Annotated in this window: 16 protein-coding genes; 7 read left to right on the forward strand and 9 right to left on the reverse strand. The window is 73.1% G+C overall.

Annotated features, from left to right (window positions below; translation table 11 throughout):
• The first annotated feature begins 24 nt into the window (after nt 1-24).
• The 3 genes from ACZ516_RS03330 (at nt 25) to ACZ516_RS03340 (ending at nt 5,303) form a co-directional block, all read left to right on the forward strand.
• On the forward strand, nt 25-1,452 hold the full coding sequence (locus ACZ516_RS03330) for an FGGY family carbohydrate kinase (protein ID WP_469008240.1): 1,428 nt from the start codon (nt 25-27) through the stop codon (nt 1,450-1,452).
• Between the two features lie 195 nt (nt 1,453-1,647).
• On the forward strand, nt 1,648-3,381 hold the full coding sequence (locus ACZ516_RS03335) for an ABC transporter ATP-binding protein (RefSeq protein WP_358584348.1): 1,734 nt from the start codon (nt 1,648-1,650) through the stop codon (nt 3,379-3,381).
• On the forward strand, nt 3,381-5,303 hold the full coding sequence (locus ACZ516_RS03340) for an ABC transporter ATP-binding protein (protein ID WP_469008241.1): 1,923 nt from the start codon (nt 3,381-3,383) through the stop codon (nt 5,301-5,303). The genes ACZ516_RS03335 and ACZ516_RS03340 overlap by 1 nt, the downstream gene beginning before the upstream one ends.
• 99 nt (nt 5,304-5,402) lie before the next feature.
• Here ACZ516_RS03340 and ACZ516_RS03345 read toward each other — a convergent pair whose 3' ends face one another.
• The 5 genes from ACZ516_RS03345 to ACZ516_RS03365 all read right to left on the reverse strand — a co-directional run bounded on the left by ACZ516_RS03345 (nt 5,403) and on the right by ACZ516_RS03365 (nt 12,554).
• Nucleotides 5,403-6,857, reverse strand: coding sequence for an RNA polymerase sigma factor (locus tag ACZ516_RS03345; protein ID WP_469008243.1), 1,455 nt, complete (start codon nt 6,855-6,857; stop codon nt 5,403-5,405).
• 119 nt (nt 6,858-6,976) lie between these two features.
• A complete protein-coding gene (gene dnaG / locus ACZ516_RS03350; protein WP_469008244.1) occupies nt 6,977-8,875 on the reverse strand; it encodes a DNA primase in 1,899 nt (632 codons plus the stop codon).
• A gap of 55 nt (nt 8,876-8,930) precedes the next feature.
• On the reverse strand, nt 8,931-10,193 hold the full coding sequence (locus ACZ516_RS03355; protein WP_469008245.1) for an NAD(P)/FAD-dependent oxidoreductase: 1,263 nt from the start codon (nt 10,191-10,193) through the stop codon (nt 8,931-8,933).
• Between the two features lie 166 nt (nt 10,194-10,359).
• The gene (locus ACZ516_RS03360; protein WP_469008247.1) at nt 10,360-11,685 is read right to left on the reverse strand and encodes a deoxyguanosinetriphosphate triphosphohydrolase; all 1,326 of its coding nucleotides are present in this window, start codon (nt 11,683-11,685) and stop codon (nt 10,360-10,362) included.
• A 47-nt stretch (nt 11,686-11,732) separates the two neighbouring features.
• A complete protein-coding gene (locus ACZ516_RS03365) occupies nt 11,733-12,554 on the reverse strand; it encodes a sirohydrochlorin chelatase (protein WP_469008248.1) in 822 nt (273 codons plus the stop codon).
• Nucleotides 12,555-13,096: 542 nt separating this feature from the next.
• On the opposite strand from ACZ516_RS03365, the gene ACZ516_RS03370 reads away from it, so the two are divergent.
• Both ACZ516_RS03370 and ACZ516_RS03375 read left to right on the forward strand, forming a co-directional pair.
• Nucleotides 13,097-13,861, forward strand: a complete 765-nt coding sequence (locus tag ACZ516_RS03370; RefSeq protein ID WP_469008249.1) for a SanA/YdcF family protein — start codon at nt 13,097-13,099, stop codon at nt 13,859-13,861.
• Nucleotides 13,862-14,158: 297 nt separating this feature from the next.
• On the forward strand, nt 14,159-16,471 hold the full coding sequence (locus ACZ516_RS03375) for a molybdopterin oxidoreductase family protein (RefSeq protein ID WP_469008251.1): 2,313 nt from the start codon (nt 14,159-14,161) through the stop codon (nt 16,469-16,471).
• Between the two features lie 37 nt (nt 16,472-16,508).
• On the opposite strand, the gene ACZ516_RS03380 is transcribed toward ACZ516_RS03375, so the two are convergent.
• From ACZ516_RS03380 to ACZ516_RS03395, 4 genes are all read right to left on the reverse strand, one after another.
• Entirely contained in the window at nt 16,509-16,799 is a 291-nt protein-coding gene (locus ACZ516_RS03380; protein WP_358910501.1) for a DUF6355 family natural product biosynthesis protein, read from the reverse strand.
• Nucleotides 16,800-17,037: 238 nt separating this feature from the next.
• On the reverse strand, nt 17,038-17,508 hold the full coding sequence (locus ACZ516_RS03385) for a gamma-glutamylcyclotransferase family protein (RefSeq protein WP_469008252.1): 471 nt from the start codon (nt 17,506-17,508) through the stop codon (nt 17,038-17,040).
• Nucleotides 17,481-17,837 (reverse strand): divalent-cation tolerance protein CutA, encoded by a 357-nt coding sequence (cutA, locus tag ACZ516_RS03390; protein WP_469008253.1) that lies wholly within the window; start codon nt 17,835-17,837, stop codon nt 17,481-17,483. Before cutA ends, ACZ516_RS03385 begins: the two co-directional genes overlap by 28 nt.
• 98 nt (nt 17,838-17,935) lie before the next feature.
• Complete coding sequence (locus ACZ516_RS03395) at nt 17,936-18,610, reverse strand: NADPH-dependent FMN reductase (RefSeq protein ID WP_469008254.1); 675 nt, start codon at nt 18,608-18,610, stop codon at nt 17,936-17,938.
• Between the two features lie 207 nt (nt 18,611-18,817).
• On the opposite strand from ACZ516_RS03395, the gene ACZ516_RS03400 reads away from it, so the two are divergent.
• Together ACZ516_RS03400 and ACZ516_RS03405 are read left to right on the forward strand one after the other, a co-directional pair.
• Nucleotides 18,818-19,615, forward strand: a complete 798-nt coding sequence (locus ACZ516_RS03400) for an aminotransferase class IV family protein (RefSeq protein ID WP_358698581.1) — start codon at nt 18,818-18,820, stop codon at nt 19,613-19,615.
• A 309-nt stretch (nt 19,616-19,924) separates the two neighbouring features.
• Complete coding sequence (locus ACZ516_RS03405) at nt 19,925-20,476, forward strand: hypothetical protein (protein ID WP_358584334.1); 552 nt, start codon at nt 19,925-19,927, stop codon at nt 20,474-20,476.
• Nucleotides 20,477-20,481: the final 5 nt, after the last annotated feature.

Raw genomic sequence — 20,481 nt, forward strand, 5'->3', positions numbered from 1 at the left:
CGGCGGTGCGGCAGAATTCCCGGCATGGGGATAGTCGCAGGGTTGGACAGTTCGCCCGATTTCACGCGCATCGTGGTCTGTGACGCGGACACGGGTGCCGTGCTCAAGCAGGGGTACGCCCCGCATCCGGTGGAGGCCGCCGAGGGGGGCGGCCGCCCGGCCGACGTGGATCCACAGGCCTGGCTGCTCTCCCTCGGCGAGGCCGCGAGCGGCGGGCTGCTCGACGGCGTACAGGCGATCGGCGTGTCCGCCCAGCAGAACGCGCTGGTGCCGCTCGACAACCACGGCAACACCGTGCGCCCCGCGCTCGTCGGCAACGACCGGCGGGCGCAGGTCGCCGCCGTCGACCTGATCGACGCCCTCGGCGGCCGCGAGGCCTGGGCGCAGGCCGTGGGGTGTGTCCCGCAGTCCGCGCAGCCCGTGACGAAGCTGCGCTGGCTGGCCAGGACCGAACCGGAGGCGGCCCGGCACGTCACCGCCCTCATGCAGGCCCCCGACTGGCTCGTGTGGCAGCTCCTGGGCCGTCCCGCCCGGCGCACGACCGACCGCGGCGGGGCCTCCGGCACCGGCTACTGGTCGGCGGCGACCGGCGCGTACCGCCCGGACCTGGTCGAACTGGCCCTCGGGCACCAGGCGGTGCTGCCCGAGGTGATCGGGCCCGCCGAGCCGGCCGGGACGACCCCCGAGGGGCTGCTGATCTCCGCCGGGACCGGCGAGACGATGGCGGCCGCCTTCGGGCTCGGCGTGCAGCAGGGCGATGCCGTGGTCTCCCTCGGGGCGTCGGGTTCGGTGATGGCGGTGCACCACGAGGCGCTGGTCGACGCGGGCGGGATGATCACGTCGCTCGCCGACGCCACGGGCATGCACCTTCCGGTGGTCCACACGATGAACGCCGTACGGGTGCTGCGCGGCACCGCCGAGATGCTGGGCGTCGTGGACCTGGAGGAGCTGTCCGCGCTCGCCGTGAAGTCGACGCCGGGCGCCCACGGCCTCGTACTCCTGCCGTATCTGGAGGGCGAGAAGACGCCCAATCTGCCGCATGCCGCCGGCACGCTGACCGGGCTGCGGCGCGAGTCGATGAAGCCCGAGCATCTGGCGCGGGCCGCGTTCGAGGGCATGCTGTGCGGGCTCGGGGACGCGCTCGACGTGCTGCGGGCGCGCGGGGTCGAGGTGCGGCGGGTGTTCCTGCTGGGCGCCGCCGCCGAGCTGCCCGCCGTGCAGGCGGCGGCCCCCATGCTCTTCGGTACGCAGGTCGTCGTGCCGCAGCCCGCCGACTACGCCGCGATCGGCGCCGCGCGCCAGGCCGCGTGGGCGCTGACCGGCCAACTGCCGTACTGGCAGGGGGCCGCGGCGCAGGTCTTCGAACCCGGTGAGGAGCTGGCGGTGGGCCAGGCGGTGCGGCAGCAGTACGCGACGGTGCGGGAGCAGGCGCACCCCGGGGCGTTCTCCTGAGGGTGACCCGGATGGCCCCGGCGGGTCCCCGTAGGGCGGAATGAGCGCTTTCGGGTTTCTTGAGCGAGGCTAGTTCTGTACCGGGGAAGATTTTTGACTCGGTCATGGGTTAATCGGTTGCCGCCCGGGGGGTCGGGTGTCGCAGGATAGGGAACGACCTCGCCTGCCGACACCCGACTCCTCGAGAGACCGAGCGTGCTCATACGACTCCTGCGGACGTACCTGCGTCCGTACAAGAAACCCATCGCCCTGCTGGTGCTCCTGCAGTTCCTGCAGACCTGCGCCTCGCTCTATCTGCCCACCCTGAACGCCGACATCATCGACGAGGGCGTCGTCCGGGGAGACACGGGCCACATCCTCACCTACGGCGGCATCATGATCGCCGTCACCGTCGTGCAGATGGCCTGCAACATCGGTGCCGTCTTCTACGGCGCGCGCACCGCCTCCGCCCTCGGGCGCGACGTCCGGGCCGCCGTCTTCGACCGCGTGCAGTCCTTCTCCGCGCGCGAGCTCGGGCAGTTCGGCGCGCCCTCCCTCATCACGCGCACCACCAACGACGTCCAGCAGGTCCAGACGCTGGCCCTGATGTCGTTCACGCTGATGGTGACCGCGCCCATCATGTGCGTCGGCGGCATCGTGATGGCGCTCGGCCTGGACGTGCCGCTCTCCGGTGTCCTGGTCGCCGTCGTGCCCGTCCTCGCCGTCAGCGTGAGCCTGATCGTGCGGCGGCTGCGGCCGCTGTTCCGCAGCATGCAGGTACGGCTCGACACGGTGAACCGCGTGCTGCGCGAGCAGATCACCGGCAACCGCGTCATCCGCGCCTTCGTCCGCGACACGTACGAGAAGGAGCGCTTCCGCAAGGCCAACGCCGATCTGACCGCCGTCTCGCTCGGCAGCGGCAAGCTGCTCGCGCTGATGTTCCCGATCGTGATGACCGTCGTGAACCTCTCCTCCGTCGCGGTGGTGTGGTTCGGCGCGCACCGCATCGACGACGGCGGCATGGAGATCGGCGCGCTCACCGCGTTCCTCGCCTACCTGATGCAGATCGTCATGTCCGTGATGATGGCCACCTTCATGTTCATGATGGTGCCGCGCGCGGAGGTCTGCGCCGAGCGCATCGAGGAGGTCCTGGACACCGACAGCAGCGTGGTGCCGCCGGCCGACCCGGTCCGGGCGCTGCGCAGCCACGGGCACCTGGAGATCCGGGGCGCGGGCTTCCGCTACCCCGGCGCCGAGGAGCCCGTCCTCAAGGGCATCGACCTGATCGCCCGGCCCGGCGAGACGACCGCCGTGATCGGGTCGACCGGCAGCGGCAAATCGACGCTGCTGAGCCTCGTACCGCGACTGATCGACACGACGGAGGGGCAGGTCCTGGTCGGCGGCGTGGACGTGAGCACCGTCGAGCCCGCGCTGCTGGCCAAGACGGTGAGCCTCGTCCCGCAGAAGCCGTACCTCTTCGCCGGCACGGTCGCGACCAACCTGCGGTACGGCAACCCCGACGCGACGGACGAGGAGCTGTGGCACGCCCTTGAGGTCGCCCAGGCCAAGGAGTTCGTCGCGGGCCTGGACGAGGGGCTCGACGCGCCCATCTCGCAGGGCGGCACCAACGTCTCCGGTGGCCAGCGCCAGCGCCTGTCCATCGCGCGCAGCCTCGTGCAGCGCCCGGAGATCTACCTCTTCGACGACTCGTTCTCCGCGCTCGACTACGCCACCGACGCGGCCCTGCGCCGCGCCCTGTCCCGCGAGACCGCCGGGGCGACCGTCGTCATCGTCGCCCAGCGCGTCTCCACCATCCGCGACGCCGACCGCATCGTGGTCCTCGACGAGGGCCGGGTCGTGGGCACCGGCAGCCACGGCGAGCTGATGGAGAGCAATGAGACCTACCGGGAGATCGTGCTCTCCCAGCTGACGGAAGCGGAGGCCGCGTAATGCCCCCTGGCCTGGGTGGCCCCATGATGGGCCCCGACTCCCGGTCGATGGACTTCAAGGGTTCCGGCAAGCGGCTGCTCGCGCAGTTCAAGCCGGAGCGCTCCACGATGTACGGGATGATCGCGGCCGGGATCCTGAGCGTCGCGCTCTCCGTCCTCGGCCCGAAGATCCTCGGCAAGGCGACCGACCTGCTCTTCGCGGGCATCGTCGGCCGCGACTTGCCCGACGGCCTGACGAAGGAACAGGTCATCGAGCGCATGCGCGACAAGGGCGACGGCGGCATGGCCGACATGCTGACCGGCGTCGACTTCACGCCCGGCGAGGGCATCGACTTCGGCGCGATGGGCGAGGTCCTGCTGCTCGCGCTGGGCACCTTCCTGGCGGCGGGCCTGCTGATGGCGGTGTCCACCCGGCTCTCGAACCGCGCCATCAACCGGACCGTCTTCCGGATGCGGGGCGACGTACAGGAGAAGCTGTCGCGGCTGCCGCTGTCGTACTTCGACAAGCGGCAGCGCGGCGAGGTGCTCAGCCGCGCCACCAACGACCTGGACAACATCAACCAGACGCTCCAGCAGACCATGGGCCAGCTCATCAACTCGGCCCTGACGATCGTCGGCGTGCTGGTGATGATGCTCTGGGTGTCACCGCTGCTGGCGCTGGTGGCGCTGGTCACCGTGCCGCTGTCGTTCCTCGTGGCGAAGAAGGTCGGCAAGCGGTCGCAGCCGCAGTTCGTGCAGCAGTGGAAGACCACCGGCCAACTGAACGCGCACATCGAGGAGATGTACACCGGGCACGCCCTGGTGAAGGTGTTCGGCCGGCAGGAGGAGTCGGCGAAGGCGTTCGCCGAGCAGAACGAGCGGCTGTACGAGGCCGGGTTCAAGGCGCAGTTCAACAGCGGCGTCATGCAGCCGCTGATGTTCTTCATCTCCAACCTCAACTACGTGCTCGTGGCCGTCGTCGGCGGCCTCCGTGTCGCCTCCGGCTCGCTGACCATCGGTGACGTGCAGGCCTTCATCCAGTACTCGCGGCAGTTCTCGATGCCGCTCACCCAGGTCGCCTCCATGGCGAACCTGGTGCAGTCGGGCGTCGCCTCCGCCGAGCGGATCTTCGAGATCCTCGACGCCGAGGAGCAGGGGGCCGACCCCGTGCCCGGCGAGCGGCCCGAGAAGCTGCGCGGGCGCGTGGCGATGGAGCACGTCTCCTTCCGCTACGCCGAGGACAAGCCGCTCATCGAGGACCTGTCCCTGGTCGTGGACCCGGGGCACACGGTCGCCATCGTGGGCCCGACCGGCGCGGGCAAGACGACGCTGGTGAACCTGCTCATGCGGTTCTACGAGGTGACGGGCGGGCGCATCACCCTGGACGGGGTGGACATCGCCAAGATGTCGCGGGACGAGCTGCGGACCGGGATCGGCATGGTCCTGCAGGACACCTGGCTGTTCGGCGGGACCATCGCGGAGAACATCGCGTACGGCTCCGCGAAGGACATCACGCGTGAGGAGGTCGAGGAGGCGGCGCGCGCCGCCCACGCGGACCGCTTCGTGCGCACGCTCCCCGACGGGTACGACACGGTGATCGACGACGACGGCACGGGGGTGAGCGCGGGCGAGAAGCAGCTCATCACCATCGCGCGGGCGTTCCTGTCCGACCCGGTGATCCTGGTGCTCGACGAGGCGACGAGTTCGGTGGACACCCGGACCGAGGTGCTCATCCAGAAGGCGATGGCCCGCCTCGCGCACGGGCGCACTTCCTTCGTCATCGCGCACCGGCTCTCCACGATTCGCGACGCCGACACGATCCTGGTCATGGAGGACGGGGCGATCGTGGAGCAGGGGACGCACGACGCGTTGCTGGCGGCGGACGGGGCGTACGCGCGGTTGTACGCGGCGCAGTTCGCGGAGGCCGTCGCGGAGGTCGACTAGGGGCGCCGTCGGGGCTCGGGGGCACTGTGGGTGCCGGCCTCTGGTGGCTGGTCGCGCGGTTCCCCGCGCCCCTTCGGGGCGCTGCCCGGACGGAGCGCCTCAGTCGAGGTAGCCCCGCAGTTGGTCGGCGAAGGCGTGGTCCCTCAGTTTGTTGAGGGTCTTGGATTCGATCTGGCGGATGCGTTCGCGGGTCACGCCGAAGATGCGGCCTATCTCCTCCAGCGTGCGCGGGCGGCCGTCCGCCAGGCCGTAGCGCAGCTGGACGACCTTGCGTTCGCGCTCGCCGAGCGTGGAGAGCACCGCTTCCAGGTGCTCGCGCAGCAGCAGGAACGCGGCGGATTCCACGGGCGAGGCCGCGTCGCCGTCCTCGATGAGGTCGCCGAGCGCGACGTCGTCCTCCTCGCCGACCGGGGCGTGCAGCGAGACCGGCTCCTGCGCGAGCCGCAGCACCTCGCTGACCCGCTCGGGGAGCAGGTCGAGCTGGGCGGCCACTTCGTCGGGCGTGGGCTCGTACCCGCGCTCCTGGAGCATGCGGCGCTGGACGCGCACGACGCGGTTGATCAGCTCCACGACGTGCACGGGCACGCGGATGGTGCGGGCCTGGTCGGCCAGGGCCCGGGACATGGCCTGCCGGATCCACCAGGTCGCGTACGTGGAGAACTTGTAGCCCCGGGCGTAGTCGAACTTCTCGACCGCCCTGATCAGGCCGAGGTTCCCCTCCTGGACGAGGTCGAGCATGGTGAGCCCGCGGCCCACGTAGCGCTTGGCGACGGAGACGACCAGGCGCAGATTCGCCTCGATCAGCCGGCGCTTGGCCATCCGGCCCCTGACCACCAGCTTGTCGAGGTCCAGGGCGAGCTGGGAGTCCAGGTCGGGGGTGCTGCCCAGCTTCTCCTCGGCGAACAGGCCGGCCTCCACGCCGCGGGCCAGCTCCACCTCCTCCGCCGCGGTGAGCAGAGGGATGCGGCCGATCTCGCGCAGGTACTGGCGGAACAGGTCGGAGGACGGGCCGCCGGTGTCGGCGCGGCCGCGGGGCGCGGGCAGGTCAATGGTCTCCGGTTCGAGGGCCGGCGGCGGCTCGGCGGCTTCGACGCTTTCGACGACTTCGGGGCCTTCGGGGACTTCGGTGACGCCGGTGACGCTGGTGTCTTCGGTGACGCCGGTGCCTTCGGTGACGCCGGTGACGCCGGTGGCTTCGGGAGCCTCGGTGGCGTCCGTGACCTCCGTGACCTCCGCGGCCTCCGCGGCCTCCGCGGCCCCGGGGGCCTTCTGCCCGGTCGCTGTCGACTCCGGGTGCCGGGGCGCGCGGCCCTGCTGCGGGACCGCCTCCAGGACGTCCGCGTCCGCCGGCGTACGCGCGGCGGCCCCGGTCTGGGCGAGGGGCTGGGTCTGGGTCTGCACGGGGGCGACCTCCAGGGTGATCGCTGCTGAGGCGTGCGGCAACGGGAGAGGGACCACGGCCTCGCCGCTGTCCGTCCCGGACACGATGAGTGGAACGGCGGGGGTGTCGGGCCCGCTGTCTGCGGGCCGGCCGCGCTCCGAGGACTCAGGCACCGGAACCCAGTGTGGGGTACGACACACGGCCGCCACGAGGGGCGTGCGGTGACTTTTTGCGTCCGTTCCGTGACCGCGTGGTGACCCGACGGGTAACCCTTGGCCTCAAGGCCACGCCTCTAGAGCGCGTCGGCTCCACGGTCGCGCAGCGCCTGGCCGTACTGCTGGAGGACCCACAACTCGTTCTGCACCGCGATCAGTTGCTGCGGGTCACCGCCCGCGCCCAGCCGGGCGAGGCTGCCCTGGACGTCGCGGATGCGGCGGTCGACGGCGCGCAGCCGGACCTGGACGAGCTGCATGCCCGCGTACACCTCGTCGACGGTCTTGCGCAGGATCGCCTCGACGGCCAGCTCGGTGACCATGCGGCGCACCGTGTCGTCGGGCGCCGCGTCGAGCACGCGCGCGAGGTAGGCCTGCGGTTCGGCGATGCCCGCCTCGGCGCCGCCCGCCTCCTCGATGCACCGGCGCACGGCGGCGTAGGGCGGGGCGGTGAACTCGTCCATCCCGTACGCGTCGAAGGCCGGGGAGACCAACTGGGGGTACTGGAGGGCCAGTTTGAGCAGCTCGCGCTCGGTGCGGTGGGCGGGGCTGCGCAGGGTCAGCGCGGGGCCGCTGGAGGGGGCCGGACCTTGCGCGTACGTCTGCTGGGGCCCGGCCTGCGGCTGCGCGGGGCCCCTGCCGCCCCGGTCGCGGGCCCAACGGGCCAGCTGCGCCACGCGCTTGACCACGAACTGCGTGTCCAGGATGCCGAGCATGCCGGCGAGCTGGACGGCCACCTCGTGCTGCGCGCCGCTGTTCTTGATGCGGGCCACGACGGGGGCCGCCTCGTCCAGGGCGGCGGCCCGGCCGGCGGGGGTCTCCAGGTCGTACCGCGAGACGATCTGGCGCAGCGCGAACTCGAAGAGCGGCGTGCGGGGCCGGACCAGGTCGGCGACCGCCTCGTCGCCCTTGGCCAGGCGCAGCTCGCAAGGGTCCATGCCGTCGGGGGCGATGGCGATGTACGTCTCGGCGGCGAACTTCTGGTCGTCCTCGAAGGCGCGCAGGGCGGCCTTCTGGCCCGCCGCGTCACCGTCGAAGGTGAAGATCACCCGCGCCGAGCCGTTGTCCATCAGGAGGCGGCGCAGGATCTTGATGTGGTCGCCGCCGAAGGCCGTGCCGCAGGTCGCGATGGCGGTGGTGACACCGGCGAGGTGGCAGGCCATGACGTCCGTGTACCCCTCCACGACGACGGCGTGGGAGGTCTTGGCGATCTCCTTCTTGGCCAGGTCGACGCCGTAGAGCACCTGGCCCTTCTTGTAGATCGGGGTCTCGGGGGTGTTGAGGTACTTCGGGCCGTTGTCGTCGTCGCGCAGCTTGCGGGCGCCGAAGCCGACGACCTCGCCGCCGATGTCGCGGATGGGCCACATCAGGCGGCCCCGGAAGCGGTCGATGGGGCCGCGGCGGCCCTCCTGGGAGAGGCCGGAGAGGGTCAGCTCCTTGTCGGAGAAGCCCTTGCCGCGCAGGAAGCGGGTGAGGTGGTCCCAGCCGGCGGGGCTGTAGCCCACGCCGAAGTGCGCGGCGGCGGCCTGGTCGAAGCCGCGCTCGGCGAGGAACTTGCGGCCGATCTCGGCCTCGGGGCTCTCCAGCTGGTCCACGTAGAACTGGGCGGCGATCTTGTGGGCCTCGACCAGGCGGATGCGCTCCCCGCGCTGGTGGCTGGGGTTGTACCCGCCCTCCTCGTAGCGCAGCGTGATGCCCGCCTTGGCGGCGAGGCGCTCGACCGTCTCGGAGAACGTGAGGTGGTCGATCTTCATCACGAAGGCGATCGTGTCGCCGCCTTCCTGGCAGCCGAAGCAGTGGAAGAGACCCTTGCTCGGGCTGACCTGGAAGGACGGGGACTTCTCGTCGTGGAAGGGGCACAGGCCCTTGAGGTTCCCGCCCCCGGCGCTGCGCAGCTGGAGGTAGTCGGAGACCACGGCGTCGATCGGGACCGCGTCCCGAACCGCCTTCACGTCCTCGTCATTGATCCTGCCTGCCACGTACGAATACTACGGCTCGCCCGTGGCGCTCCCGGCCGGACCGGTGCCCGGGCGCTCACGCCAGCAGCGACTCCAGGGGGACGGACGGGTCCGCGAGGCGGTCGATGTCGGGCCGCGCGCCGGTGCGGATCAGCTGCTGCACGGTCTCCGTGACGTCCCACACATTCACGTTCATCCCGGCGAGGACGCGGCCCTCGCTCAGCCAGAACGCGATGAACTCCCGCTTGCCCACATCGCCGCGCGCCACCACCTGGTCGTACGTGCCCGGGGGCGCCCAGCCCGAGTACTCCAGGCCCACGTCGTACTGGTCGGAGAAGAAGTAGGGCACGCGGTCGTGGCGGACGTCCTGGCCGAGCATGGCGCGGGCCGCGGCCGGGCCGCCGTTCAGGGCGTTCGCCCAGTGCTCGACGCGCAGCCTGGTGTCGAAGAGGGGGTGGTGCGGGGCGGCCACGTCGCCCGCGGCGTAGATGTCCGGGTCGCAGGTGCGCAAGGAGGCGTCGACCATGATGCCGCCGCCGTGCGCGGGCTCCGCGAGCTCCAGGCCCGCGGCCTCGGCGAGCGCGGTGCGCGGGGCCGCGCCGATCGCCGCCAGCACGTCGTGCGCCGGGTGCTCCTCGCCGTCGTCGGTGTGGACGGCGAGGACCATGCCGTCCTGGCCGACGATCTCGGTGAGGGAGGCGCCGAAGTGGAAGCGCACCCCGTGCTCGGCGTGCAGGTCGGTGAAGACCTGCCCGAATTCGGGGCCGAGGACGGCGTGCAGCGGCGTCGGCTCGCGCTCGACGACGGTGACCTCCGCGCCGTACTCCCTGGCGGCGGCCGCGATCTCCAGGCCGATCCAGCCCGCTCCGGCGATCACCAGGTGGCCGTTGTCCCTGCCGAGGGCCGTCAGGACCTGCCGCAGGCGGTCGGCGTGGGCGAGGCGGCGCAGGTGGTGGACGCCCGCGAGGTCGGTGCCGGGGATGTCGAGGCGGCGGGGCTCGGCGCCGGTGGCGAGCAGCAGCTTGTCGTAGTGGACGGCCGTGCCGTCGCCCAGGCGCACGCTCTTGGCCTCACGGTCGATGGCGACGACGGGCTGGCCGAGGTGCAGCTCCACGTCCGCCTGCGCGTACCAACCCGGTTCGTGGACGAAGACGCTCCCGCGCTCCTCCTTGCCCAGGAGGTAGCCCTTGGACAGGGGCGGGCGCTCGTAGGGGTGGTCACGCTCGTCGCCGACGAGGATGACCCGGCCGGTGAAGCCCTCCGAACGGAGGGTCTCGGCCGCCTTGGCGCCGGCTAGACCTCCTCCCACAATGACGAACGTCTGATGCGCGTCGACCACTTGATGCCTCCTTGCCGGGGGTACCGGGGGTGTCCCCCGGAAGAACACGGCCTTGCCGCCACAGCGAGCGTCCCGCACGGAGCGTGATGGGGGAAGGGGGCGTGGCCCCAAGAGGCCACTTTTCGTCACGCCCCGTGGTCACTCCATGGTCACTTGCCCGCTTTCCCTAGTGTCTCGCCGTCAATCGCGTGTGCAGGGCGCGGGCCGCCGCGTCCGTGAGTGACGCGATCTGATCGACCACGACGCGCTGGGCGGCCCGGTCGTCGGGCGCCGCGTCGTACAGGGCGCGGAACTGGGGGTCGAGCCCGTCGGGCGCGCGGGTGGTGAGCGCCTGGGCCAGCTCGGCCACCACGACGCGCTGGTCGGCGCGGAGCCGCTCCTGTGCGGGGCGCTGCATCACGTAGCGGTCGGCGACGGCCTTGAGCACCGCGCACTCGTGGCGGGCCTCGCGGGGCACGACGAGTTCGGCGGCGTACCGCGTGAGGGGGCCGGGGCCGAACCGCACGCGCGTGGCGCTCTCCGCGGCCAGGCAGAAGCGGCCGATGAGCTGGCTGGTGGCGTCCTTCAACCGGGCCTGCGCTATGGCCGATCCGTCGTACCCGTGCGGCCACCACTCCTGGTCGAGGAGGCGGTCCAGGGCCTGGTCCAGCTCTTCGGGGTCGGTGTCCTTCGGCACGTAGCGTCCGAGGGCCACGGCGTAGATGTCCTGCCGCTCGGGCTCGGCGTGCAGTGCGTTCGGGTCGATGTGCCCGGCGTGCAGGCCGTCCTCGAAGTCGTGGACCGAGTACGCGACGTCGTCCGACCAGTCCATGACCTGGGCCTCGAAGCAGACGCGCCGGCCCGGGGCCTCCTTGCGGACCCAGTCGAAGACCGGCCGGTCGTCCTCGTAGACCCCGAACTTCGAGGACTGCGGGTCGGTGGGGTGCCCGCCGCGCGGCCAGGGGTACTTGGTGGCGGCGTCCAGGGCGGCGCGGGTGAGGTTGAGTCCCACGCTGACCAGGTCGCCGGTGGCGTCGGAGGGGACGAAGCGCTTGGGCTCGATGCGGGTGAGCAGGCGCAGCGACTGGGCGTTCCCCTCGAAGCCGCCGCAGTCCGCCGCCACCTCGTTCAGCGCCTGCTCGCCGTTGTGGCCGAAGGGCGGGTGGCCCAGGTCGTGCGAGAGGCAGGCGGTCTCGACCAGGTCGGGGTCGCAGCCGAGGGCGGCGCCCAGCTCGCGGCCCACCTGGGCGCACTCCAGGGAGTGCGTCAGCCGGGTGCGGGCGCTGGCGTCCCAGGCCTGGCTGCGCGTGCCGGGCGTGACGACCTGCGTCTTGCCGGCGAGCCGGCGCAGCGCGGCGGAGTGCAGGACGCGCGCGCGGTCGCGCTGGAAGGCCGTGCGCCCCGGCCTCTTGTCCGGCTCGGCGGCCCACCGCTCGACGGCGGCTTCGTCGTAGGTGTCGTAGGCCTCGTGTCGCGCGTTCGGTGCTGTGCCGTTCGGTGCTGTGCCTTCCATGCACCGACAGTAGACGCAAGCACTGACAAAGGGGACCTGGCCCCTCGTCAGACGGCGGTCAGGCGGCGCGGTCCGGCCGTGGCGGGGGTGGCGGCGCGGGCCTGGTCGTAACGGTGCAGGACGAGGCGGGCGAGCGCCGGGTGGGCGCCGAGGGGGGCGGCGGCGAGCCACGGGGCGGCGGCCGTGCTCTGGGTGGCGAAGCGGCCCGGGGCGGTGAAGTACGCGGCGACGGCGGTCCGGGTGCGGCCCTCGGCGGCCAGGGCCGCCAGCGCCGTGGACACGGTCCGGGTGCAGGCCTCGGTGGGCGCCGCGTAGGCGGGGACCACGGGGACGCCCAGGCGGTCGGCGAGCAGGGCGGCGGCGGTCGCGGTGTCGGCGGCCGAGTCCGGGTCGCGTGACCCGGCGGCGGCGAGGACCACGGCGTGCCGGCGGCGCTCCGGGGCGCTAAGGGGCCGGGCGGGCCAGCCCGCCTGGACGAGGCGGGTGTGCAGGGCCTCGGCGAGCAGCGGGTGCGGGCCGAGCGGCGCGGCCACCCGGGTGTGGAGGTGGGGTGCGGCGTCGGCGGCGGCCGGGATGTCGCGCTTGACGTGCTGGCCGCGGCTCAGGAGCAGCGGTACGAGCACGGCCTCGCCGCCGCGCTGGGCGGCGAGGGTGCCGGTGAGCAGCGGCTCGTTCAGCTCGATGTGCCCGAGCCGCACGGCGAGGCCGGGACGCTGTTCGCGGACCCGTTCGGCGAGGGCCGTGACGGTGGCGAGGGCGCGGGGGTCGCGGCTGCCGTGGCCGACGAGGACGAGCGTCGGGAGCGGCACGGGGCGGCGCCTGCCGTGGGGCGGGGCGAGGCCGGGAGGGCGGGGGTACGACGGCGTCATGGACCGAGGATGTCCGGAGCAGATTGCGGGGGCGTTGCGTACCGGTGACGGCTCTTTGCGGCGGACTCACCGAGGGAGGTGGGGCGGGGTCAGGGTGTTTTCGGGGCGGGGGTGGGGGCGGGGTCCAGGGAGCGGGTCTCGGGGTCGGTCCCGGGGCGCGGTCAGGCGTTGGTCTCGGGGCGGCGGGGTTTCCGGGCTGGGCATCGGGGTGGGGTCCCGCGGGGCTGGGCATCGGGGCCGGGTCCGGGGCGCGGTCAGGCGTTGGTCTCGGAGCACGGTCAGGCGTTGGCTCGGGACGCGGTCAGGCGCGGGGCCGCCCGCTGGCTCGGGGCCGGGTCTCGGGGCACGGTCAGGCGTTGGTCCCGGGCGGGGTCCAGCGGGCGGGGTCTCGGGGCCGGGGCTCGGGGGTGGGTCGGGGGGATTTCGGGGGCGGCTCCGGGGTGCGGGGCCTGCTCGTCGTCGGCGTGGTCGCTTACGGTTGTGGCAGTGATCGGATCAGGGGAGATCCGGTGCGGCACGGGGGCGGGACGCGTATGGACGGGATGGGCAGGGCGGGATGGGCGGGGCTGCGGGACCGGGTCCCGGCGTGGCTGCGGCGGTCGGAGCGGCCGCGGCGACCCGACTGGCTTCGGCGGCCGCGATGGTTGCGGGTGCCGCGTACGCCGAAGGGGCGGCGGCGGGCCGTGCGGGCGGTGGTGGCGCTGTGCGTGCTCGCCCTGCTGCCCGCGACCTGGCTGTTCGTCACGACGGACGATGAGATCGGCACGGTCGCGGACGCCCCGCGCGCGCCGGTCGCGGTGGTCTTCGGCGCCGGGCTGTGGAAGGGCGAGCCCTCACCGTATCTCGCGCACCGCCTGGACGCGGCGGCCGAGTTGTACCGCAAGGGACGGATAGAGGTCGTGCTCGTCACGGGCGACAACAGCCGCGAGGACTACGACGAGCCGGACGCGATGCGTGCCTATCTGAAGAAGCACGGCGTGCCGGGCCGGCGGATCGTGAGCGACTACGCGGGGTTCGACACCTGGGACAGCTGCGTCCGCGCGAAGCAGATCTTCGGCGTGGACCGGGCGGTGCTGATCAGCCAGGGCTTCCACATACGCAGGGCGGTCGCGCTGTGCGACGCGGCGGGCGTCTCGTCGTACGGCGTCGGGGTGGACGCGGTGCACGACTCGACCTGGTACTACGGGGGCGCGCGGGAGCTCCTCGCGGCGGGCAAGGCGGCGCTGGACGCGGCGCTCCGCCCCGACCCCCGCTTCCTCGGGGAGCGGGAGCCGGGTGTGGCACGGGCGTTGGCCTCGGCGCGCTGACCGGGCGGGACCGGCCTCGGAACGCCTCCGTTACTCGGAGCGCATCCCTTGCTCGGAGCGCATCCCTTGCTCGGAGCGCATCCCTTGCTCGGAGCGCCTCTCTTGCTCGGAGCGCCTCCCTTACACGGAGGATGTCGGGGCTGCCCGCACCCACGCGTGCCACCCGGCGGTGCGCGCCTTGCGAGGGCCTTCGCGCCGGACCTCACAGCGGGGTACGGCCCCGGCTGAGGTCGGCTTACCGCGTGCGTAACGCGAGCGCGTCGGGCCGCGTAACAAGGACGGCGGACGCTGGGCGGCATGCACTCCAGGGCGACACCCGCGACACCGGCGACCCCCGCGGCCAGGGCCGTGACGGCGACCCACTGCCCGTACTGCGCGCTGCAGTGCGGCATGGGCCTGACGGCGGGCCCCGGGGGTGGCGTGGAGGTCGTGGAGCGCGCGGCGTTCCCCGTGAACCGGGGCGCCCTGTGCGGCAAGGGCCGTACGGCGCCCGCTCTGCTCTCCTCCCGGGTGCGCCTGACCGAGCCCCTCGTCCGCTCCCGTGCCACCGGCAAGCTCGCGCCGGCCACCTGGGAGGACGCCCTCGACCGGATCGCCGAGGAGCTGACCCGTGTGCGCACGGAGCACGGCGCGGACGCGTGCGGGGTGTTCGGCGGCGGTGGGCTGACGAACGAGAAGGCGTACCTGCTGGGCAAGTTCGCGCGGGTGGTGCTCGGCACGTCGCAGATCGACTACAACGGACGGTTCTGCATGTCGTCGGCGGCGGCGGCCGGGCAGCGGGCGTTCGGGCTCGACCGGGGGCTGCCGTTCCCGCTGGAGGACATTCCGCGCACCGGCTGCGTGATCCTCGTCGGGTCGAACCTCGCCGAGACGATGCCGCCCGCTCTGCGCTACCTCACCGAACTGCGGGAGAACGGCGGCACGCTGATCGTCGTGGACCCCCGCCGGACGCGGACCGCCGAGCAGGCCGACCTGCATCTGGCGCCGCGCCCCGGCACGGACCTCGCCCTGGCGCTCGGTCTGCTGCACCTGGTCGTGGCGGAGGGCCGGACGGACGAGGAGTTCATCGAGGGGCGGACGAGTGGGTGGGAGGAGGCACGGGCGGCGGCCATGGCGCACTGGCCGGAGCACGTCGAGCGGATCACCGGCGTGCCGGTTCCCCAGTTGCGCGAGACGGTGCGGATGTTCTGCGACGCGCGGACGTCGATGGTGCTGACCGCGCGTGGGCCGGAGCAGCAGTCCAAGGGGACGGACACGGTCGGGGCGTGGATCAATCTGTGCCTGGCGACGGGGCGGGCCGGGCGGCCGCTGTCCGGGTACGGCTGCCTGACCGGTCAGGGCAACGGGCAGGGCGGGCGCGAACACGGGCAGAAGGCGGACCAGTTGCCCGGCTACCGCAAGCTGACGGATCCGGCGGCGCGGGCGCATGTGGCCGCGGTCTGGGGGGTGGACTCCGATGCGCTGCCGGGCCCCGGCAGGTCGGCGTACGAGTTGCTCGACGCGCTCGGCGGGGACGTGCGGACGCTGCTCCTGATGGGTTCCAATCCGGTCGTCTCGGCGCCGCGGGCCGCGCATGTGGAGGAGCGGCTGCGGTCGCTGGACTTCCTCGCGGTGGCGGACGTGGTGTTGTCCGAGACGGCGGAACTGGCGGACGTGGTGCTGCCGGTGACGCAGTGGGCCGAGGAGACGGGGACGGTGACGAATCTGGAGGGGCGGGTGCTGCTGCGCCGCCGGGCGGTGTCCGCGCCGGCCGGGGTCCGCAGCGACCTGGAGGTGCTGCACGGGCTCGCGGCGCGGCTCGGCCACGGGAAGGGCTTCCCGACCGACCCGGAGGAGGTCTTCGAGGAACTGCGGAGGGCGAGCGCGGGCGGGCCCGCGGACTACTCGGGGATCTCGTACGAGCGGTTGGAGGAGGGGGAGGGCGAGGGCGTCTTCTGGCCGTGCCCCGCTCGGGAGGGCGTGACCGAAGGGGCTGACGGGAGTGACGGGGCCGAAGAGGGTAACGGGGCCGAAGGGGGTGACCGGGCCGAAGGGGGTGACGTGGCCGGAAGCGGTGGCGGAGTCGGGGCGGGGGCTGGGCTCGTGCACCCCGGGTCGCCGCGGCTGTTCCTGGACCGGTTCGCCACGGAGGACGGGCGGGCGCGGTTCGTGCCGGTGGCGCACCGGGCCGCCGCGGAGGAGCCGGACGCGGAGTACCCCGTGCTGCTCACGACCGGGCGGGTGCTCGCGCAGTATCAGTCGGGGGCGCAGACGCGGCGGGTCGACGAGCTGAACGCGGCGGCGCCGGGGCCGTTCGTGGAGCTGCATCCGCGGCTCGCGGCGCGGCTCGGGGTGGCCGACGGCGCGGCGATCGCCGTGGTGTCGCGGCGGGGCCGGGCGGTGGCCCCGGCGCGGGTGACGTCGTCCATCCGCTCGGACACGGTGTTCATGCCGTTCCACTGGCCGGGCGAGGGGCGGGCCAACGCACTGACGAACCCGGCGCTGGATCCCGTGTCGCGGATGCCGGAGTTCAAGGTCTGCGCCGTGCGGCTCGAACCGGTGGAGGGGGCCGGAGCCGGCGAAGACGGAGGTGGGGGCGGGGCCCGGGACGGCGTGCGCCCGGGCCCGTAGGAGGAGGCCCGTAGGAGGAGCCCCTAGGAGGAGCGGATCAGCAGGTGCGTCCGATGTACCAGGCGCCGTCCACGTCCCCGGCCTCGCCGATCCAGGTGACGCCGGGGCCGACGCACCTGACCGTGTTGGGGCCCCAGTCGTCGATCTCGATGAGGATCTTCGAGCCGTCGCTGGTGCAGTGGTTGTAGTAGGCGTCGCTGTGCGTCTCGTAGAACCCGCAGGGGTTCTGGACGGCCGGCGAGGCGGCGGTGGCGCTCCCCGTCATCGACATGCCGAGGGCGAGGGTGACGGCTCCGACAAAAGCCGGCAGGGAACGGCGCATTCGCATGAGGCGGCTCCTTCTTGAGGGCGTGGCGCTTGAGGCCGTGGCGCTTGAGGCCGTGATGCTTGCGGCCGTGGTGCACGCCGGTCGCGTGCACCGTTCGGCGCGCACGCAGAGTCTGCATGTCGCGACTCCGCGTGGTCACGCGCTATCGCTCGGACGAGTGGTGGAGTACGCCGGATCGAGTGCGCCGGGGTTTGAGCCGCGGCTTCCGCCTCGCGGGGGCGGAGGTGACCGAAGAGGCTCAGCGGCCGCGGCGGAAGGCCGTCCAGTCGCCTCCCTCGATCACCGCGCCCGACGCCCGCAGGTATGCCGTGACGCGGGGCGCCGCCACATAGACCCAGGCCCGTACCGTCGCCCCGTCGGCGGTGCGGGTGACCTCGCGCGTGACGCGGTCGTAGAGGTTGCGGGGGTCGCCCGGCGCGTACTCCTCCAGGAGGTCGAGGGCGGCGAGCAGCCGGTCGTGGGCGTGGGGCGCGGCCGTCACCAACTCGCCGTGGACGGGCCCGGCTTCCGGGTCTTCCACCGCGTACGGGTAGCCGGGCCCCTCGTACAGGACCGCGCCCGGGAGCAGGGCGGGCTCTTGCGCGTCCACGTCGTCGCCCCGGAGGTGGACGGCGTGGTTCCGCTCCCCCGGGCGCAGCGTGCCGTACACGAAGAACGGCAGCCGGGGCGCGGGCCGCTCGGTCACCCGGTGGTCTCCCGTTCCACCCATGCCAGATAGGCCGCACTCCCCCGGGTCACCGGTGTCGCGATGATCTCGGGGGTGTCGTAGTCGTGGGCCTCGGTGAGCCACGCCTCCAGGGCGGCGTAGCGGTGGGCGGTCGTCTTGAGGAGCACCTGCCATTCCTGGGCGGTTTCGATGGCGCCCTCCCACCGGTACACGGAGGTGACGGGGCCGGCGATCTGCGCGCAGGCCGCGAGCCGCGCCCGGACCGCCTCGCGCGCGAGGTCACGCGCCTTGCCCTCCGCGTCCGTCGTGGTCAGCACGGTCAGTACGGTCGGCACGGTCAGCACGGTCGGCGTTGTCTGGTCGTCGTCCATACGCCGATTGTGCACAGCGGGGCGGGCGGGAGCGGACCGGGCATCCTCGGAGTCACCCCTACGGATCGCTCACCGCCGCGCCCAAGGGCCGCGCCCCCTCAACTGCCGTACGGGCGCTCCGCCTTGGCCTTGCGCAGTGCCCAGCCCCACCACGCCACCTGGTCGAGCATGGCCTTCGCCGCGGCATCGGCGGCCGCGGGGTCGCGGTGGCGGCCCGCGTCGTCGAAGAGGGCGCCGGCGTTGTGGAAGGAGACGGTGTCGCGGATGGTCACGGTGTGCAGCTCGGCGAAGACCGGGCGCAGGTGCTCGACGGCGCGCAGACCGCCGGAGAGCCCGCCGTACGAGACGAAGGCGACGGGCTTGGCCTGCCACTCGCCCTTGTGCCAGTCGATGACGCTCTTCAGCGACGCCGGGTAGGAGTGGTTGTACTCGGGGGTGAGGACGATGAACGCGTCGGCGGCGGCCAACTTGGGCGTGACCTTGGCGAGTTCGGTGGAGACGGCGGCGGAGGGGCGGAAGGAGAGGGACGTCGGCAGGTCCACCTCGGCCAGGTCGACGACGTCGACGGTCAGGTCGGACCGCTCGCGGACCCGGGCCAGGAGCCATTCGGCGACGGTCGGCCCGAAGCGGCCCTCGCGGTTGCTGCCCACGATGACGGCGACCCGCAGCGGCGCGTCGTCCCCTCCGACGCCGAAGGCCGAGGCGAGGGAGGTCGCGGCGGAGGAGACGACGGCGGGGGCAGGGACGGGAAAGGAAGACGTGGTGTCGGTCATGGGTGAAGCCTCGTAGCTCAACCATGGTTGAGGTCAAGCGGCTCTGCCGACCAATCCGAGCGCGCGGCGAGCACATCGTGGGGCGAGCCGGTGAGCGCGGGCCGAGGGGCTCGCCTCCCCTCCTTGAACCGGAGTTGAGCGCCTGCTCGGGCGGGGCAGGGGACGGGGGCGGCCGGGGTCCCCTCGGCGGTCTCGTAGCGTGGCCGTATGACATATCCGGCGCTGGTGCAGCGCATCGAGATCGACGGGCAGCCGGTCACCGCGGGGAGCCTGCTCTGGCCGGCCCTCGTCACCACCGGGCACTTCACGGCGATGCAGGTCAGAGGCGGCAAGGTGCGCGGCATCGGGCTGCACCTGGCCCGGCTCGACGCGGCCACGCGCGAGCTGTTCGGGCGGGAGCTGGACGGGGAGCGGGTGCGCGGCGTGGTCCGGCACATCCTGCGGGACGACATCGACGACGCGTCCGTACGCGTCTACGTCCACGCGCCCGACGGGGAGCCGTCCCTCATGGTCACCGTGCGGCCGCCCGTCGAGCTGCCCGCGGGCCAGGAGGCGCGCGCGCAGTCCCTGATGTCCGTGGCGTATCAGCGGCCGTTCGCCCACATCAAGCACCTGGGCGGTTTCGGGCAGGCCCGGCACGGTGAACTGGCGCGGGGCGCCGGCTTCGACGACGCGCTGCTCACCGGGGACGGCGGGCGGATCAGCGAGGGCGCCGTCACGAACATCGCGTTCTTCGACGGCACCGGGATCGTGTGGCCGGACGCACCCCATCTGGCCGGTGTCACGATGCAGCTTCTCGAGGCGTGCCTGCCCGGGGCGGGCCTGCCCACGCGGCACGCCCCCGTCACCCTCGCGGACCTGCCGTCGTACCGGGCGGCCTTCGTCACCAACTCCTGGGGGGTCTGTCCGGTGCGGCGGATCGACGACGTGTCGTACGGCATCGACGAGCAGCTGATGACGACGGTCACGGACGCCTACGAACAGATCCCCTGGGACACGATCTGACGCCGCCGCCACCTCCCCGATGCCCCTCCCCCGGCGGGGCGCCCCTTCCCCTCCCCGGCCGCCCCCGGTCACCCATTCACAGCCGCCCCGCCCGCTCTTCGGAGTCCGGCGGGTGAAAAGGCGGTGACCTGCTGGAACGCCGGTTCCCTTGTGGCGTGGAGCCGCTCGTTCGGCGGCTTTTCGACGAGGTCTCAGGAGGCGTGGGTCGCGCGGTGCCACTTACCTCGGTAGAGCGGGGCTCGACCGACGCAGCGGCACTTGGGGGTGCCGCGGGCCGTGTTCCGCGAAGGCCTCGGAGGAACCAGCACCATGCGCAACACCCGCCTGCTGTCCGGTACCGCGCTCGCCGTAGCGGTGGCGGGCGCCCTGGCCGCTCCCGCCGCCGCCGCGCCGGCCGGCGGCCTGGAGATCCAGCCGTCCACCGTCACCCCCGGCACCGCCGTCACCGTGCACACCACCGCCTGCGGCCCGGGAGGGACCGCGACGGGCGACGCGAGCGCGGTCGGGGCGGGCACGTTCAGCCTGGCGCCCGGCAAGGCACCCGGTGAGGCGGCCGGGCGGTTCGAGGTGCCGCCGTCGGCGCAGCCGGGCACCTACGAGATCGTCGCGAAGTGTTCCGGCGCCGGTGGCCGGGCGACGAAGGACAAGCAGGTCGCGGGCGATCTGGTGGTGACCATCACCTCCACCGCGGCCGCCGGGGAACGGCCGCGGCCGCACCCCAAGGGACACGTGAAGACGGGGGTCGGCGGCGCGCTCGGTCCCGACCCCGCACAGACCGCGGCGGGAGTGGCGGCCCTGGCCGTCGCCGCTGCGGGCGGTACCTGGCTCCTGCATCGCCGGGCGAGAGGCGACAGGATCTGACGGAC

It is taken from the genome of Streptomyces sp. NPDC034037, from assembly GCF_055575715.1.

Coding starts and splice junctions, on each gene's coding strand:
- cutA (WP_469008253.1), bottom strand. CDS start 17,837: ATGGACGACGACCAGACAACGCCGACCGTGCTGACCGTGCCGACCGTA.
- ACZ516_RS03375 (WP_469008251.1), top strand. CDS start 14,159: ATGCACTCCAGGGCGACACCCGCGACACCGGCGACCCCCGCGGCCAGG.
- ACZ516_RS03360 (WP_469008247.1), bottom strand. CDS start 11,685: ATGGAAGGCACAGCACCGAACGGCACAGCACCGAACGCGCGACACGAG.
- ACZ516_RS03395 (WP_469008254.1), bottom strand. CDS start 18,610: ATGACCGACACCACGTCTTCCTTTCCCGTCCCTGCCCCCGCCGTCGTC.
- ACZ516_RS03330 (WP_469008240.1), top strand. CDS start 25: ATGGGGATAGTCGCAGGGTTGGACAGTTCGCCCGATTTCACGCGCATC.
- ACZ516_RS03380 (WP_358910501.1), bottom strand. CDS start 16,799: ATGCGAATGCGCCGTTCCCTGCCGGCTTTTGTCGGAGCCGTCACCCTC.
- ACZ516_RS03385 (WP_469008252.1), bottom strand. CDS start 17,508: ATGGGTGGAACGGGAGACCACCGGGTGACCGAGCGGCCCGCGCCCCGG.
- ACZ516_RS03365 (WP_469008248.1), bottom strand. CDS start 12,554: ATGACGCCGTCGTACCCCCGCCCTCCCGGCCTCGCCCCGCCCCACGGC.
- ACZ516_RS03370 (WP_469008249.1), top strand. CDS start 13,097: ATGGGCAGGGCGGGATGGGCGGGGCTGCGGGACCGGGTCCCGGCGTGG.
- ACZ516_RS03340 (WP_469008241.1), top strand. CDS start 3,381: ATGCCCCCTGGCCTGGGTGGCCCCATGATGGGCCCCGACTCCCGGTCG.
- ACZ516_RS03405 (WP_358584334.1), top strand. CDS start 19,925: ATGCGCAACACCCGCCTGCTGTCCGGTACCGCGCTCGCCGTAGCGGTG.
- ACZ516_RS03400 (WP_358698581.1), top strand. CDS start 18,818: ATGACATATCCGGCGCTGGTGCAGCGCATCGAGATCGACGGGCAGCCG.